The 16,967-nt window shown below is 42.2% G+C and carries 14 protein-coding genes and 1 tRNA gene; 12 read left to right on the forward strand and 3 right to left on the reverse strand.

The window, feature by feature from the left end; genetic code table 11:
* Together ABPH35_RS00765 and ABPH35_RS00770 are read right to left on the reverse strand one after the other, a co-directional pair.
* On the reverse strand, nt 1-209 hold a 209-nt coding region (locus tag ABPH35_RS00765; protein ID WP_368849466.1), incomplete at its 3' end, for a helix-turn-helix domain-containing protein.
* Between the two features lie 90 nt (nt 210-299).
* Nucleotides 300-1,244: a beta-1,6-N-acetylglucosaminyltransferase gene (locus tag ABPH35_RS00770; protein ID WP_349988005.1), complete on the reverse strand. Its 945-nt coding sequence runs from the start codon at nt 1,242-1,244 to the stop codon at nt 300-302.
* 104 nt (nt 1,245-1,348) lie between these two features.
* Here ABPH35_RS00770 and ABPH35_RS00775 point away from each other — a divergent pair, with 104 nt between their 5' ends.
* From ABPH35_RS00775 to ABPH35_RS00805, 7 genes are all read left to right on the forward strand, one after another.
* Complete coding sequence (locus ABPH35_RS00775; protein WP_349988004.1) at nt 1,349-2,995, forward strand: putative polysaccharide biosynthesis protein; 1,647 nt, start codon at nt 1,349-1,351, stop codon at nt 2,993-2,995.
* Nucleotides 2,996-3,098: 103 nt separating this feature from the next.
* Complete coding sequence (gene pyrH / locus ABPH35_RS00780; RefSeq protein ID WP_349988003.1) at nt 3,099-3,830, forward strand: UMP kinase; 732 nt, start codon at nt 3,099-3,101, stop codon at nt 3,828-3,830.
* A gap of 10 nt (nt 3,831-3,840) precedes the next feature.
* Nucleotides 3,841-4,398: a ribosome recycling factor gene (gene frr, locus ABPH35_RS00785; protein WP_349988002.1), complete on the forward strand. Its 558-nt coding sequence runs from the start codon at nt 3,841-3,843 to the stop codon at nt 4,396-4,398.
* A 299-nt stretch (nt 4,399-4,697) separates the two neighbouring features.
* The gene (locus ABPH35_RS00790) at nt 4,698-5,552 is read left to right on the forward strand and encodes a CvfB family protein (RefSeq protein ID WP_349988001.1); all 855 of its coding nucleotides are present in this window, start codon (nt 4,698-4,700) and stop codon (nt 5,550-5,552) included.
* 55 nt (nt 5,553-5,607) lie between these two features.
* Nucleotides 5,608-6,963: a D-alanyl-D-alanine carboxypeptidase family protein gene (locus ABPH35_RS00795; RefSeq protein ID WP_349988000.1), complete on the forward strand. Its 1,356-nt coding sequence runs from the start codon at nt 5,608-5,610 to the stop codon at nt 6,961-6,963.
* Nucleotides 6,964-6,980: 17 nt separating this feature from the next.
* Nucleotides 6,981-7,196, forward strand: a complete 216-nt coding sequence (locus ABPH35_RS00800) for a YozE family protein (protein WP_349987999.1) — start codon at nt 6,981-6,983, stop codon at nt 7,194-7,196.
* Between the two features lie 129 nt (nt 7,197-7,325).
* Nucleotides 7,326-8,291, forward strand: a complete 966-nt coding sequence (locus ABPH35_RS00805) for a PhoH family protein (RefSeq protein ID WP_349987998.1) — start codon at nt 7,326-7,328, stop codon at nt 8,289-8,291.
* A gap of 87 nt (nt 8,292-8,378) precedes the next feature.
* Here ABPH35_RS00805 and ald read toward each other — a convergent pair whose 3' ends face one another.
* Nucleotides 8,379-9,488 carry an alanine dehydrogenase gene (gene ald, locus ABPH35_RS00810; RefSeq protein WP_349987997.1) on the reverse strand — a complete coding sequence of 370 codons (1,110 nt, stop codon included), beginning with the start codon at nt 9,486-9,488 and terminating at the stop codon, nt 8,379-8,381.
* Nucleotides 9,489-9,677: 189 nt separating this feature from the next.
* Between ald and ABPH35_RS00815 the strand changes: the two genes are divergently transcribed.
* The 5 genes from ABPH35_RS00815 (at nt 9,678) to ABPH35_RS00835 (ending at nt 16,883) form a co-directional block, all read left to right on the forward strand.
* A tRNA-Thr gene (locus tag ABPH35_RS00815) sits at nt 9,678-9,750 on the forward strand.
* Nucleotides 9,751-10,298: 548 nt separating this feature from the next.
* A complete protein-coding gene (locus tag ABPH35_RS00820; protein ID WP_349987996.1) occupies nt 10,299-12,029 on the forward strand; it encodes an ABC transporter ATP-binding protein in 1,731 nt (576 codons plus the stop codon).
* Nucleotides 12,026-13,753 (forward strand): ABC transporter ATP-binding protein, encoded by a 1,728-nt coding sequence (locus ABPH35_RS00825; protein ID WP_349987995.1) that lies wholly within the window; start codon nt 12,026-12,028, stop codon nt 13,751-13,753. Before ABPH35_RS00820 ends, ABPH35_RS00825 begins: the two co-directional genes overlap by 4 nt.
* A gap of 623 nt (nt 13,754-14,376) precedes the next feature.
* Nucleotides 14,377-15,780, forward strand: coding sequence for a family 1 glycosylhydrolase (locus ABPH35_RS00830; RefSeq protein WP_368849467.1), 1,404 nt, complete (start codon nt 14,377-14,379; stop codon nt 15,778-15,780).
* Between the two features lie 8 nt (nt 15,781-15,788).
* Entirely contained in the window at nt 15,789-16,883 is a 1,095-nt protein-coding gene (locus tag ABPH35_RS00835) for a DUF871 domain-containing protein (RefSeq protein ID WP_368849468.1), read from the forward strand.
* The last annotated feature ends 84 nt before the right edge of the window (nt 16,884-16,967 follow it).

Consider the following 16,967-nt stretch of genomic DNA (forward strand, 5'->3'; position numbering starts at 1 on the left):
TCTTTTAACTCAGACGAATAGTGTTTCCAAGTTCGACTCTCCTTAAGACCGTCTATACCGAACTCCTCATATTTCATTTTCCAAGACTGGATTGTTTGATGATCGACCTGATAGTGTTTACTAAGTTGGGTAAGCGACTGTTCTTGGTGAAGTAATAAGCAAACAATTTCTAACTTTTCTTCTACTGATTTTGGACTTCTTTTGGACATGTGAAAACTCCCCTTATAGTGTCTAGTGAATTTTGGTTTTTTCACTGTCTACTATATGGGGAGTATATCATAGGCTTGTGTGATTTTTGGTTACGATTTTGTTACTTTATCTAAAATATATTCCTTTAAAGCAGGATATTTTTCTAGATTAAATTTACGTGAAAAGAGGTGGCCGAGGGCAATCCCCTTGTCAAGCTGAGCTAAGTCAGTTTCGGAGTCTGTCCATTCATAAGGATGTCCATCCCACCAGTTGATGTAGCGAAGATTGCCTTGCAATTCGTCGGGGATATCATTTACGGGTTCATAATGGTAGATATAATTTAGCCTTCCTACCCGTTTTAAGAGCATGGAGAAGAAGTATTCGTCTGAACAAAAAGTAAAGCGAAATTGCTTGCGAATCCAATCTTCATTGGCAAGAGTTGCGAGTAGAACATCGTGTCCTATTGATTTCCACTCGGAAAAGCCGTCGAATCCCATTTCTTCTCGTTTGCCATGTAGGCGGTCGATGTGAAGAGCGGTCTGAATTTTGTTTTCGGCAATCTGATAGGCTCGAAGCAGTTTCCTTGGAAGTGGAGCGAGCTGTCTAGGATCGATTTTTCTAAAGAGGTGATAGTGCTCGACTAACTTATGAAACTTTAATGTTTTCGCCTCTTCTTGGTTGTAACGGGTGATGAAAATCTTGTCTAGTTTATCTGAGAAAAAGTCATGAATCCTATCTTGTGATTGGAGAGGCATATCTGCACCAGACATCAAGTGGTACATGGCATAGGGGCCTTTTTCAGCAGCAGCTTTATAGAGGATTAGCTCGCATTCGACCAATGAAAAATGTCCCCAGTGGACGGCAATACGGGATGTAAAATAGACAGTGGAGTGTTTTGCAACAGCAATCAATTTCTCTTGGTCTGCTTTGGTGAAAGCAGTCCGCTGGTCCATATGGATAAAAATATCATTTCGTGGATCATCGAGGAGAGAAATTTGAAAGGCAAGTTGTTCAAATTTATCGTAGGAAATTATTAAATAAGCATGTTTGTTCATTCATTCATTTTTTCCTTCTTAAGACTCATTTTATTATATCTTAAATGTTCCTGTTTTACAAGTTACAAGGAAAAGTTTATAATAAGGACTCAGGTTAGTAAATTATGAAAGAGAGCATTATGTTAGAACAAACAAGGCAGACACAGCAGGAAACGCTGGTCAGAGGGATGACCTGGTTGACAGCTGGTAATTTTATCAGTCGTCTACTAGGAGTGATTTATGTAATTCCTTGGTATATGTGGCTGGGGCAAGACAAGGCTGTTGCGAATGCCCTTTTTAATATGGGTTATCAAGTATATGCTAATTTTCTTTTGATTTCGACAGTTGGCCTACCAACTGCAGTGGCAAAGCAGATTGCCAAGTACAATACTCTGGGACGTGAGGACATTTCTTACTATCTTGTTCGAGAAATTTTTAAACTCATGCTGGTATTAGGCGCAGTATTTGCTGGAATTATGTATTTGTCGTCTCCATTATTGGCAGACTTATCAGGGTCAAAGGTTCTCTTGATTCCTATTATGCACAGTTTAGTACCTCCTCTCTTTATCTTTCCGGCGATGAGCATTGTGCGTGGTTTCTTCCAAGGGATCAATGATTTGAAGTCATATGCGCTTAGTCAGATTGCGGAGCAGGTGGTTCGGGTCATCTGGATTCTCTTGATGACCTTCTATATCATGAAGTTAGGGTCTGGAAATTATCATGAAGCAGTTATTCAATCAACATTTGGTGCCTTTATCGGAATGCTTGCCAGCATTGGTGTACTGCTTTACATTATGCACCGACGTGGCTTGATTTCCAAGATTTACCATAGTAAGTCTGTTGCTTCGGAAATTCAGCTCAAGCCGTTGGTTATTGAGACAGTGAAAGAAGCGATTCCGCTAATTGTAATCGGCTGTGCCTTCCAGATTTTTCAGTTTATCGATCAGATTACTTTTGTCAAATTTATGCACTTTCTTACCGGAGAGTCAGTAAAGGAGTTGCTGGTTTGGTATACATATATGACGGCAAATCCCAGCAAGATTACCATGCTGATTATTGGTGTTGCAGGTTCTATCGGAAGTGTGGCAATTCCTCTGATTACAGCTAGGTTTATCGAAAAGGATTACAAGGGGACGGCGCGTTTAATTACAGATAATCTGCAAATGCTCTTTATCCTGGTCATTCCTGCGGTTGTTGGAGCAGTGCTCATTGCGTATCCGCTTTACACTGTTTTTTATGGTCAATCAGAACACCTAGCGATTGCATTATTTGTAGGGAATTTGTTCTTGATTTTGTTACAAGGTCTGTACGCTGTTTTAGGAGTTGTCATTCAGGCGATTTTTGAAAATCGTTGGGCTATCTTCTTCTTTACACTGGGACTTGTGGTGAAAATTCTCTTGCAGCTTCCCTTCATTTTCCTTTTCCGGGTGTATGGTCCACTTTTATCATCGGCAGCTGGTCTAGCAGTAACGACGTATTTCTTCTATCGTCGAATTAATCGCGTCATTCCATTGGAAGAGAAAAGGATTAAGAAAGATTTTGTAACTATTTCGGTAGTTACTCTGGCGATGGCACTGGTCGTCTTCTTGGTAGAATGGGGGGTGAGTCGCATACTCCCACCAACAGGCTATGTGTCCAGTGCGATTCATGTGGGAATTGCAGGATTTGCTGGAATTCTGATTTTCGGAATCTTAACCCTGAAGACCCGTCAACTGGATAGCTTGCTTGGCAATCGAGCCGTTGCTTTGCGAGAAAAATTACATATTTCATAGAAAAGTCTCCTTCGTGAGATTTTTCTTTTTTATCTGCTCATCAGACTACATAAAATGAAAATTTTATGATAAAATGATAAAGATAGAATAGAGGAGTAGGACGATGAAACCAAAATATGAACGTATTCTTATAAAATTATCTGGAGAAGCCCTGGCTGGTGAACGTGGTGTCGGAATTGATATTCCAACTGTTCAAAAAATGGCGCAAGAAATTCAAGAAGTGGCTGCTTCAGGTGTTCAGATTGCTTTGGTAATTGGTGGTGGAAATCTTTGGCGTGGCGAGCCAGCCGCAGAAGCTGGTATGGATCGTGTTCAGGCAGACTATACTGGTATGCTTGGAACAGTGATGAATGCTTTGGTTATGGCAGATGCATTACAACAATTTGGTGTTGACACTCGTGTACAGACAGCCATTGCTATGCAATCAGTCGCTGAGCCCTATATTCGTGGACGTGCCTTGCGCCATTTGGAAAAAGGCAGAATTGTGATTTTTGGTGCAGGAATTGGGTCTCCGTATTTTTCAACGGATACAACAGCAGCCCTTCGTGCAGCTGAGATTCAGGCGGATGCGATTTTGATGGCGAAAAATGGGGTAGACGGTGTCTATAATGCGGATCCGAAAAAGGATGCCAATGCTGTGAAATTTAACGAGTTGACTCACCGAGAAGTGATTAGCCGTGGCTTGAAAATCATGGATGCAACAGCCTCTACCTTATCGATGGACAATGACATTGACCTTGTTGTCTTTAATATGAATGAGCCAGGCAATATCAAGCGAGTGGTCTTTGGCGAGCCAATTGGAACAACGGTTTCAAATAACAAAGAAGCAAAATAAAGGAGATTTTATGACAAAAGAAATTATTTCAAAAGCGCAAGAGCGCATGGCACATTCGCACCAAAGTTTGGCACGTGAGTTTAGCCATATTCGTGCAGGCCGTGCCAATGCCAGTTTACTAGACCGTATTTCAGTTGAATACTATGGGGCAGACACCCCACTTAACCAGTTGGCAGGGATTACGGTGCCAGAAGCGCGTGTTCTATTGATTACGCCATTTGATAAGTCTATCTTGAAAGATATTGAGCGTGCGATTAACGCTTCTGACCTTGGTTTAACACCGCAATCTGACGGTACAGTTATTCGCTTGGTCATTCCAGCCTTGACAGAAGAAACACGTAAAAACTTAGCAAAAGATGTGAAGAAGGTTGGAGAAAATTCTAAAGTAGCTATCCGCAACATTCGTCGTGATGCCATGGATGAAGCAAAGAAAGCGGAAAAAGCCAAAGAAATTACAGAAGATGATTTGAAAACACTTGAAAAAGATATTCAAAAAGTGACCGATGATGCCATTAAGAAAATTGATCAAATGACGGCTGAGAAGGAAAAAGAACTCTTAGAAGTATAAAAACCTGTATTCACAGCTCAGCAACATTATTCAGGACTTATTTTACGCTACTCATCGTTGCTTTTTTCGAAATATGGTCAGTATTCCTTCAAAAAAGCGCCTTGATTATCGTAAAATAAGCTCCCGATTAGAATGACTTCGCTTATGAATACAGGTTCTAAGAAAAATCTATGGGCGAGGCTGAAACCCTTAGCCCTTTTAGCGTTATAGGGGCATTTATCATCAGAATGAATGAGCGAGTTCTAGTTTGTATACCGATGGTTGAAGAACTCCCTTATAGTAGAAATAGGAAATAAAAAATGAATCAATTATTAGCAACGGTTATCACAGGTCTTGTGACAGATGAGAACAAGGAATATTACTTTGTCCAAAAGGAAGGCTTGACCTTTGCACTTGCAAAAGAGGAGGGCGAACACCAACTAGGTGAGTCTGTGAAAGGCTTTGTTTACACAGATATGAAGCAAAAACTCCGTTTAACGACCAAAGAGGTAACTGCGACCCGTACCAATTTTGGCTGGGGAGAGGTGACAGAAGTTCGCCGTGATTTAGGTGTCTTTTTGGACACTGGTTTACCGGATAAGCAAGTGGTTGTGTCACTAGATGTGTTGCCAGAAATCAAAGAACTATGGCCCAAAAAAGGTGACAAATTGTATGTCCGATATGATGTGGATAAAAGAGACCGCATTTGGGCGCTTCCAGCCTTCCAAGAAGATTTCCAGCGTTTGGCTGGCTATGCCTATGACAATATGCAAAACCAAAACCTACGCGCTATTGTCTATCGTCTGAAGTTGAGTGGGACCTTTGTCTACCTACCAGATAACAATATGTTAGGTTTTATTCACCCAAGCGAGCGCTATACAGAGCCGCGTTTAGGAGAGGAATTGCAGGTGCGGGTTATCGGTTATCGACAGGTAGATCGAACCTTAAACTTGTCTGTTAAGCCACGTTCCTTTGAGATGCTCGAAAATGATGCGCAGATGGTCTTGACCTATTTGGAGAGCAATGGTGGTTTTATGACTTTAAATGACAAATCATCTCCAGACGAGATTAAGACTACATTTGGGATTTCAAAAGGTCAATTTAAAAAAGCTCTCGGAGGCTTGATGAAGGCTGGGAAAATTAAGCAGGACGAATTAGGGACAGAATTGATCTAGTTGCCACCATTTGTACATGGTATTCGTTCAATCATTAAAAGAAAGGAGATTGAGAGTGAAGAAAGTTTTAGCATGGTGTTTAGTGCTGTTGTTGTCTACCGTTTCGGTTCCTGTTTGGGCTGATGAACTGATGGATATTACACGGGCGGCAGGTTATGAGGTCAGTGAAGTCAACCGACCTAAATCTTCAATCATTATAGATGGAAATACGGGGGCTGTTCTTTGGCAGGATAATCCTGATAAAGTTCGTGACCCTGCCAGTATGAGTAAGGTGATGACACTTTACCTCGTTTATGAGGCGATTGGTCAAGGGAAATTGACTGAAGATACGGTCATCACGGCGACAGAAACTGATCAGGCCATTGCGGGTATCTATGAAATTTCAAATAATAAGATTATTGCGGGAGTTGATTATACCGTCGAGGAATTGATAACGATGACGGCTGTCCCGTCTTCTAATGCAGCAACGGTCATGCTGGCCAATTATCTATCAAATAATGATCCAGATCTTTTTCTTGATATGATGAATGCGAAAGCTCAAGAGTTAGGGATGAAAAATACATATTGGTATAATGCAAGTGGCGCTTCAGCTAGCTCTTTTCAGGGGTATTATAATCCAACACGGTATGACCATGATGCCGCTAACCAGACAACGGCGAGAGATTTATCCATTCTGGTTTACCATTTCTTAAAGAATTACCCAGGGATTTTGGAGCATACTAAGCATCCTGTGGTGACGGTGAAAGCAGGAACTCCTTATGAAGAAACCTTTGAAACCTATAACTATTCCTTGCCAGGTGCTCGATATGGCATTGAAGGGGTCGATGGATTGAAAACAGGTTCTAGTCCGCGAGGAGCTTTTAACTATATTGCAACGGCGAAGCGTGGAGACCAACGATTGATCAGTCTTATTATGGGAGTTGGTGACTGGTCTGATCAAGATGGGGAATACTATCGTCATCCGTTTGGCAATGCCTTGTTGGAAAAAGCCTATGCAGATTATGAATACCGTAAGGTGTTAGATGCAGGCAAGCAGCTCATCAATGGAAAAAATTATGAACTAGCTTCAGATTTTTATGCGACAATTCGTAAGGGACAAACACCAACTTATACGATTGAAAACGACCAATTACGCGTTGATAATGGCTTAGAGACTGTTAGCCCAATGATTTCAGACGGCATGACTGTAGAAGATGTATCTGGGATAAAAATGGCGCAGAAACAATTAAACGAAAAAGTTACGTTGGGAGAGCTACTTAAAAAACCATGGATATGGGGAGTAGGAGTGTTCTTATTGGTAGCTACTTTGTTAGTATGGATTTTGAGTATCAGCCATAAGGAACAGAATCAGCGTCTGATGAGAGATGAGACTGGCTATCGTCCAAGGCGCAGTCGTCGTAGAAGAAAATAAGCGGAAAGTGAGCAGTCATGAGAAAAAGTTTTTATAGTTGGCTGATGACCCAGCGCAATCCTAAAAGTCATGAACCAGTTGCTATTTTAGCTGATTTGGCCTTTGAAGAAGCAGATTTTCCAAAGCAATCAGATCATTTTGATGAAGTGAGTCGTTTTTTGGAAGAGCGGGCAAGTTTTAGCTTTTTCATGTCAGACTTTGATCGAATATGGGAAGACTATCTAGCTCATTGACTCTTATGGCACATTGTATTGTCTACCCGTGACCAAATGTAAAAGATTAGTCATTTCTGACCTATAAAAAACGTCCCCTTGGACGTTTTTTTGGTATAATAGAAAAAAGATCGGTAAAGGAGCACGCTATTGCAAGAATATTCAATTGATATTTCCCTGTCTCACCCAGATGATATGCTGAGCTTATTTGGGTCAAATGAACGTCATTTGCGTCTTATGGAGCAAGAATTGAACGTGGTGATTCATGCGCGTACAGAAGTGGTACAGGTGATTGGAGAGCTAACTGATGTTGAGTTGACACGGTTGGTTATTCAGTCCTTACTCGTTTTAATTCATCGTGGCTTGACCATTCAACTACCAGATGTGGTAACGGCTATTTCCATGGCTAAAAATGATGAGATTGAGAAATTTGTAGCCTTGTATGAAGAAGAAATTATCAAAGACCACTATGGTAAGCCTATTCGGGTCAAGACCTTGGGGCAAAAACTGTATGTGGACAGTATCAAGGACCATGACATTGTCTTTGGAATTGGGCCAGCAGGGACAGGAAAGACCTTTCTTGCGGTGACACTTGCCGTGACTGCCCTAAAGCGTGGACAAGTCAAGCGGATTATCCTCACCCGTCCTGCGGTAGAAGCAGGAGAGAGCCTTGGATTTTTACCGGGGGACTTGAAAGAAAAGGTCGATCCCTATCTTCGTCCTGTTTATGATGCCCTATATCAGATTTTAGGGAAGGATCAGACGACGCGCTTGATGGAGCGTGAGATTATCGAGATTGCGCCCCTAGCCTATATGCGTGGTCGGACCTTGGAAGATGCTTTTGTCATCTTGGATGAAGCGCAAAATACGACCATTATGCAGATGAAAATGTTTTTGACCCGACTTGGTTTTCACTCCAAGATGATTGTGAATGGCGATAGCAGTCAGATTGACCTGCCGCGCAATGTCAAGTCTGGGTTGATTGACGCGACGGAGAAGCTAAAGAAGATTCCGCAGATCGATTTCGTGCATTTTTCAGCCAAAGATGTTGTCCGCCACCCTGTTGTTGCGGAAATTATCAGAGCTTATGAGCCAGAAGAAGAGCAACAAAGATGAGTAAACTACTATAAAAGCGAACAAGATTTCTGTTTATCAAAACAGAAATCTTGTTCGCTTTTATTCTATAAGTTTGGTTATAAATGTTTAAATCAGTTCATCAATACTTGTGTAGTCTTGATTGAGGCCAGCAGCAACGGCAGCATTAGTAATGAGGCCTTGATAGGTCGTGACACCCTGTTTGAAACCAGCATCGTCTAAAATAGCTTGTTTGAAGCCTTTGTTAGCCAGTTTGATAATATAAGGCAAGGTGACATTTGTTAAGGCAATGGTAGAAGTACGAGCAACAGCTCCTGGAATGTTAGCCACTGCATAGTGGAGAACACCGTATTTTTCATATACTGGTTCATCATGAGTTGTTACACGATCAGCAGTTTCAACAACTCCCCCTTGGTCAACGGCTACATCGACAATGACAGAGCCAGGACGCATTTGTTTGACCATGTTTTCTGTGACTAATTTTGGTGCTTTGGCTCCGGGAAGTAAGACTGCTCCAATGACAACATCTGCATCTTTTACGCTTGCTTCAATATTAAATGGGTTAGACATCAAGGTTTGGATTTGATTGCCAAAGACTTCTTCCAAAACAGAGAGGCGTTTGGCGCTGATGTCTAAAATGCTTACTTGAGCGCCAAGCCCTAGCGCGATACGGGCTGCATGAGTTCCGACGATACCGCCACCGATAATGGTTACTTTCCCTTTAGGTACACCAGGTACACCGCCTAAAAGGACTCCAGATCCACCTGCTTGTTTGGTTAGGAAATGCGCTCCGATTTGAACAGCCATACGACCAGCAACTTCACTCATAGGGGTGAGAAGCGGTAATTGTCCATTGTCTGTTACAGTTTCGTAAGCAATACCAGTCGTTTTACTAGTGAGCATAGCTTTTGCTAAATCGGGTGCTGCAGCCATGTGAAGATAGGTGAAAAGGACTAAATCGTTGCGGAGGAAGCCGTATTCTTGAGTGAGTGGTTCCTTGACTTTGACAACCAACTCGCTCGCCCAGACTTCTGCTGGCGTAGAGAGAATTTTTGCCCCTTGTGCTTCATAATCTGCATCTGTAAAGCCAGAACCAAGTCCAGCTCCTCTCTCGATGACGACCCTGTGTCCTTGTGCAACTAGACTTTGGACTCCGGCAGGTGTCAGAGCCACACGGTTTTCGTTGTTTTTAATTTCTTTTGGAATACCAATAAGCATCGTTAGCCTCCTTTTTCTATATCTTTAGTGTATATGAAAAGACTCGGAAAATCAAGTGCAAGTAAAATAAGGTGGTGAGAGGGTTGCATGATAAAGTGCAATTATAAGAATAGGTCGTAGCTAAGAGCAAAAAAATGTTGCTAGACCGATTGACAAATAGATGTGTTCTTGGTATACTATTGGAGTATTGCTGGTTTAGCTCAGTCGGTAGAGCGCATCCATGGTAAGGATGAGGTCGCCGGTTCAATCCCGGCAACTAGCATACTATAGTGCGAAAAACCTTTGTAAAATAAGGTTTTTTTGTTATTTAAAATTTTGCTAAAATGACGAGATGGATACAGTAGGTTGAAATCAAATACTTTTGACAGTGATAGGTGATTGGATTAGTCGTGAGTAAACAGTGCTTGATAACAGTATAACAAATAGCAAATGAACGATAGGAGGCTGTATACTCATTTTTATGTACAAGTAGGGTGTTTCATTTAAAATGTGAAACTATTTTCGAAAAAAAGCCAGTCAATTCTTGACTTCTTACTATATTCTGTTACAATGATGAATATATAATAAATGAAAGGAGAATAAAAATGAACAACAATGCAGTAATGAACAGTTATGTTTTTCAGAATGGACTCCTTTCTAAGTATCGACCTTAGTGTCTTTTTGTGGACTTGAGGGACTCGGGATGGAGCAATTCTATCTCGGGTTTTTTGTGTGCTTTCTAGTCTTTCGACTTTCATTACTACAAGGTGAACTTGTCTTGCCCAGTATGAAAGCAAAACTGAAAGATGATGAGATTTTAAGGAGGAGAAAATGATAGGATTTATTATGCGCTATGTAAGACAGCACAAGTGGTTGTATTTACTGGTTGCCATTACCTTGATTATATATGATGTTAGTTTGTTAGTGCCAACCAAGATTATTCAAGGGTTGGTGGATAAGATTAGTCAGCAGACCTTGACAGAAGCCAGTTTGATACAGGATATGTTGATTCTACTAGGGGTAACAATTTTAAGCTATATTACAGGCTATATTTGGCATGTGAAGTTATTCCAGTCATCTGTGCGGTTTAAGTTTGAGATGCAGCAACGTTCTTTTTGGAAACTGGTTGTGATGCGGACTCCCTTTTATGAAAAATTTCGCTCAGGCGATGTAATGACTCGCTTTTCAACTGATGTGGAAGGCTTGATGGACATGGTGGGTTATGGTCTGATGATTGTGGTCTATGCAGGTGGGATGATCGCTTTTATCATTCCGACCATGTTAGTCATCTCTTGGCAGATTAGCCTTGTTGCCTTGGTTCCAATGGGGATATTGGTTGCGGCAATCTATATTATCGGTCAGCAGCAGGATAAGGCTGTTGAGGCTAATCGTGAAGCAGTAGCTGGTCTCAATGATGAAGTCTTGGAAGTTGTTGAAGGGATTCGTGTAACAAGAGCCTACAGTAAGAAAGAACGACAAGAGCGTAAATTCCAAGAACGCACGCGTAAGTTAGCCCAAGGAGGGGACAATATTATGGTCTTTCAATCCTTGTACAATCCCTTAGTAACCATTTTATTAGGACTTGCGACCATAGCGATTCTTAGTATGGGAGCGGTTTTCTTGGAGCGGGATCAGGTATCGCTTGGTCAGGTGATTGCTCTGCAACTGTATACAGTGACGTTGTTGGAGCCGTTCTGGATGTTGTCAGACTTTATTTTGGTCTATCAGACCGGAAAAACTTCTTTTGCCAAATTGCAGGAGCTGGTGGAAACTGGTGATGATATGGAAGAAGATGGCAAGGACCTACTTGTAAGTCTGCAGGAAGTAGCCTTTAGGAATTATGATTTTCGGTATCCTCAGGCGGAACGCAATAGTTTAACAGGAATTTCATGGACCTTGAAAGCCGGTCAGACAGTTGGGATTGTCGGAAAAACTGGTTCAGGAAAAACAACCTTAGTTCGTCAGTTCTTGCGCCAATATCCTATTGGAACACAAGAGTTTACTATCAACGGTCAATCTGTACTGGATTTCCAGCGGGCTTCGATTGAAAGTAAGATTGGTTATGTGCCACAGGAGCATATTTTGTTTTCCAAGACGGTACGAGAAAATATCGCTCTTGGTAAGGTCGGTAGTCAGATAGAGGAAATTGCTCAGGCGATTGAAACGGCAGATTTCACCAAGGACTTAGAGCGTATGTCTGAGGGAATGGACACCATGATTGGTGAGCGTGGGGTATCGATTTCAGGTGGACAAAAACAGCGGATTTCGATTGCTCGTGCCTTTTTGAGAAATCCAGAATTGCTCATTTTAGATGATTCATTATCTGCGGTGGATGCGAGAACGGAACGCCAAATTATTGAAAATATCCAAAGGGAGCGTGAGGGTAAAACCAATATCATTGTGACCCATCGTTTGTCTGCGGTCCAACATGCGGATTGGATTTTGGTGCTAGAAGACGGTCGCGTTGTCGAAGAAGGAAGGCCAGAACAACTATTAGCAAACAAAGGTTGGTATTATGAGCAATACCAACGTCAGCAAAGTCAGGAAGGAGGAGGAGCATGAGAGTAATGATGACTTTATTAAAAGAAGTTCGCCATGTCAAAGGCCTATTTGGTCTCGGGATTCTTATCTATCTTGGCGCCTCAATCTTTGTGCGTCTATCGCCAATCCTTTTGCAACGAATCATCGATGGACCGATTACAGACTTGAGCAAGGGATTGCCCTTTGAACAAGCAGATTTTCTCTGGCAATTAGCTGTCTATATAGGTTTTAATATTGTGGGTGCGTTGTTCTTTTATCTATCGACACGTATTCTGATGCACTGTGCCAATCGGATTGCGGAAATCTTGCGCAATCGTGCTTACGACCGTATGCAACGTTTACCGATTTCTTACTTTGATGACAAACCAGCAGGAAAAATTGCGACACGGATTGTAAACGATACGGAGACCCTGCGCAATCAATTCTATGCAACCTTAGTTTATATCTTTAATAATGCTGTCCATTTGGCCTTTACCTACGGGATTATTTTTTATATGAATGTCCATCTGGGACTGGTTCTATTAGCTTTATTGCCGGTATTTTATGGTTTGCAGCTTTTATACAAACGCTTGACAGACCAACCGATGAAAGATTTTTACGATGCCAGAAGTGACATCAATACCAAGGTCAATGAAGCAATGAATGGTGCAAGTTTGATTCAGCTTTATGGTCAGGAAGACGCCATTATGGAGGATTTTGAAGAGACGGCTACTAAGATGAAACAGGCAGAAAATCGAGTCATCTGGGCCCAATCCATTGCATCATGGAATATGACGGAATTGGTCAAATATTTGGTCATTACCCTGGTTTTAACGATTATCGGTCAGCAATTTTTAGAGGGACATTGGTACTTGACAGCCGGCTTGCTCTTCGTGTATATCAACTATGTTTCCAATATTTTTGATGCGATGGGGCGCATGGTACAGCTGTTTCCTAATATGCTGCGTTCTTTAGAAACAGGGAAACGCTTGTTAGCCTTATTGGAAGAGCCCGTTGAAGACGATAATGAAGAAAGTCTTATCGTGACAGATGGTCGTGTGGTCTTTGACCAAGTCCAATTTGCCTATGAAGAAGGGAAGCCCATTTTGAAGGATATTTCCTTTGAGGTGGAAAAGGGTGAGACCAGTGCCCTTGTCGGTCATACCGGATCGGGCAAGACCTCCATTATGAACCTGCTCTATCGCTTTTATGATCCGCAACAAGGAAGTGTCCAGATTGACGGGCAAGATATCAGAGACTATCGACGAGAAAGTGTCCGCAGTTACATGGGCATTGTCCTGCAAGACCCCTACCTCTTTACAGGAACCATTGCCAGCAATGTCAGCATGAACGACGAGGAGATGGATCGACAGAAGGTATTGGAATCCTTGGAGAAGGTCGGTGCAAAGAATTTGTTGTGTCGTCTGGAGAAAGGAATTGATGAGCCTGTGGTGGAAAAAGGAGCTGCGTTTTCCAGTGGGGAGCGGCAGTTGATTGCCTTTGCCCGTACCCTCTACTCAGATCCGAAGATTTTGATTTTGGATGAAGCAACTTCGCACATTGATACAGAAACCGAAGAAATTATTCAGCATGCCATGGAAGTTGTGAAAGAGGGAAGGACAACCTTTATTATTGCCCACCGCTTGTCTACCATTCAAAATGCCAATCAGATTTTGGTACTTGATAAGGGAGAAATTGTAGAGCGAGGCAACCATGAAGAACTCATTGCGCGTGGGGGGATTTATGCGCAAATGCAGGCCATTTAGCAGCGAGTTGATACCCAATCTTAGAACCTGTATTCAAAGCTTAGCAACTCTATTCAGGCGCTACTCATCGTTGCTTTTTTTCGAAATACAGTCAGTATTCCTTTAAAAAGTGCCTTGATTATTGTAAAATAAGCTCCCAATTAGAATTGCTTCGCTTATGAATACAGGTTCTTAGAAAAAATAAAAAGAGTGGGGACAGTCGAGAGTAGGCATTTCGACTTTTGTTCCCACTCTTTTTTTAGATTTTCCTTAAGAATGTGGAAAAACATCTTGTTTGAAAGCATTTACAATAAAACCTGCTGGGATTATACTAGAATTAAAAACAAGAATAGTCTTTCAGTTTTGATATAGTAGGTTTATCATTCGCCTTGTTTGCGATGCATTGCCTAGTATAGTAGCCATACTCACTAAAATTCATCTATTGTTAGAGAATAGAGCGAACGCAGTGTGTTAAAGACGATACTTTTGTAGTAACGAAATTTTCGAGATATAAGCTCGAAAATTAGCAATAAAACTCCGACTTTGGAGGAGGTTGCTTGCGTCCGTACTACTTAAGAAAGTATCAAAAAATGTTCATTTTAATTGAGTATAAATAAAACTAAAAGGCTATAAAAGGAGAAACTATGTCAGATACAGCAAAAACAATTTACCGTTTTCCAGAAGGTTTCCTATGGGGAAGCTCCACCTCAGGCCCTCAGAGTGAGGGGATTGTAGCAGGAGACGGTAAGACCAAAAGCAACTGGGACGCTTGGTATGAGAGAGAGCCAGAACGCTTTTTTGATCAGGTAGGTCCTGAAAATACCTCTACCTTCTACCAGCATTACAAAGAGGATATCAAACTTTTGAAAGAAACGGGGCATACGGTCTTTCGTACCTCCATTCAGTGGTCACGTTTGCTTGCAGACGGGACAGGCGAGGTCAATGAGCAGGCAGTTGCCTTCTACCGTCAGGTATTTCAAGACATTGTGGGTGAGGGAATCAAGCTGATTGTCAATCTCTATCATTTTGATTTGCCCTATGCCTTACAAGAAAAGGGAGGCTGGGAAAATAAGGAAACTGTCTATGCTTACGAGCGCTATGCCAGAACCTGTTTTGGCTTGTTTGGTGATATCGTAGACACTTGGATTACCTTTAATGAGCCGATTGTTCCTGTCGAATGTGGGTATTTGGGAGATTTTCATCTGCCTGGTGTGGTCGATGCCAAGGCGGCTGCCTTGGTGGCCTATCATACGCAGTTGGCAAGTTCCTTAGCGGTTAAGGCTTGTCATGAAGCACATCCAGATCACAGGATTTGCATTGTCTTGAATCTGACTCCAGCCTATCCACGCAGTGATAGCAAAGAAGACCAAGATGCCGCACGGATTGCTGAATTGTTCCAAACCAAGAGTTTCCTAGACCCATCTGTTCTAGGTGTTTATCCGCCTGAATTGGTGGATATCTTAAAGAAACATGACATCCTACCGTTAGCAACGCAAGAAGAATTGACCATTATCAAGGAAAACACAGTTGATTTCCTAGGAGTCAACTACTATCAACCTCTACGCGTGCAAGCTAGAAGCACTCAGCCAAGTGAAGACGAGCCTTTGACACCGCATTATTACTACGAGCCCTACGATATGCCTGGTAAGAAAATCAATCCGCACCGTGGCTGGGAAATCTATGAGAAAGGCATTTACGATATTGGTATCAATCTCAAAGAGCAGTATGGTAATATCGAATGGCTTGTCACCGAAAATGGTATGGGGGTCGAAGGAGAGGACAAATTCCGCGAAAATGGAGCCATCCAAGATGACTATCGAATCGACTTTATCGCCGACCATTTGGTGGAGCTCCACAAGGTGATAGAAGCTGGGGCTAACTGTAAGGGCTATATGCTCTGGACTTTTATCGATTGCTGGTCTTGGCTCAATGCCTATAAGAATCGCTATGGTCTAATTGAACTGAATCTAGAGACCCAAGAGCGGATGATTAAAAAGTCGGGTCATTGGTTTAAAGAACTGAGTCAAAACAACGGTTTTGAGAGATAGGAGGCGCTGTGCTAGCACTTGGATTTTCGCTTTATCCTGAGAAATACGACCTCAAGCAGTCCTTGGTTTATATCGATTTACTTGCCAAGTATGGAGCTAAGCGCCTCTTTATGAGTCTTCTGCAATTGTCAGATGGAATGGGCGATTATGGTCAGCTTTATCAATCCATTATTGCCTATGCAAATCAACAGGGGATTCGGGTCATTGCGGATGTTAGCCCAGCTTTTTTGGAAGCAAATGGTTGGCAAGATTGTTTGGTGGAAAAATGTCAGGAATTTGGTCTAGCAGGTATCAGACTGGATGAGGCGTTGCCACTAGCTGAGATGGTACTCTTGACGCAGAATACGGATGGTCTTAAAATCGAACTCAATATGAGTACGGATACGCACTTGCTGACAGAGTTACTAGCAGCAGGGGGAAATGTGGAGAATATCATTGCCTGCCACAATTTTTATCCCCATGAATTTACAGGGCTTTCGCGTAAGCATTTCCTAGACATGTCCGCTTTCTATCACGAAAGAGAGATTGAGACAGCGCTCTTTCTGAGTGCAACGACCGCAACAGAAGGCCCTTGGCCAGTGACAGAAGGTCTTCCGACCTTGGAAGAAATCCGCCATGCACCTTTGACGGTTCAGACTGAAGTGATGAAAGCGACAGGCCTGTTTGATACGGTTTTGATTTCCAATCAATTTATCGCAGAAAGCGAATTGGCAGGTCTCGTCAAGGTATTGGAGGAAGACAGTATCGGGCTCACCTATGAGCCTTTGGTGAAGTTGACTGCTGTAGAACAGGCTGTTCTTGATTTTCCGCATCGGTATCGGGGAGATGTGTCTGATTTCGTTATCCGCTCAACAGAACCTCGGGTACGGTATGAAAAAGAGAGCATTCCACTGCGCACACAGTCCAAAGAGGTCAGTAGAGGGACGATTGTGATTGATAACGATGCTTACCTGCGCTACAAGGGGGAATTGCAGATTGCCCTCAAATCCTTTACCGTCAGCGAGAAAGCCAATGTTGTCGCCCGACTCACACCGTGGAGCTTGCTGATTTTGGATTATCTGCAACCGTGGCAGAACTTTACCTTGAAAGAAACAGCGATGTGATAAATACTTGAGAAGCTAGGCCGTGCGCCTAGCTTTTTCTCTGTCTAGAGCAAGCCAACTAGTTTTTCCTTGACACTATTTTCT

This window comes from Streptococcus handemini, assembly GCF_040984445.1.
Classification (GTDB): Bacteria; Bacillota; Bacilli; order Lactobacillales; family Streptococcaceae; genus Streptococcus; species Streptococcus handemini.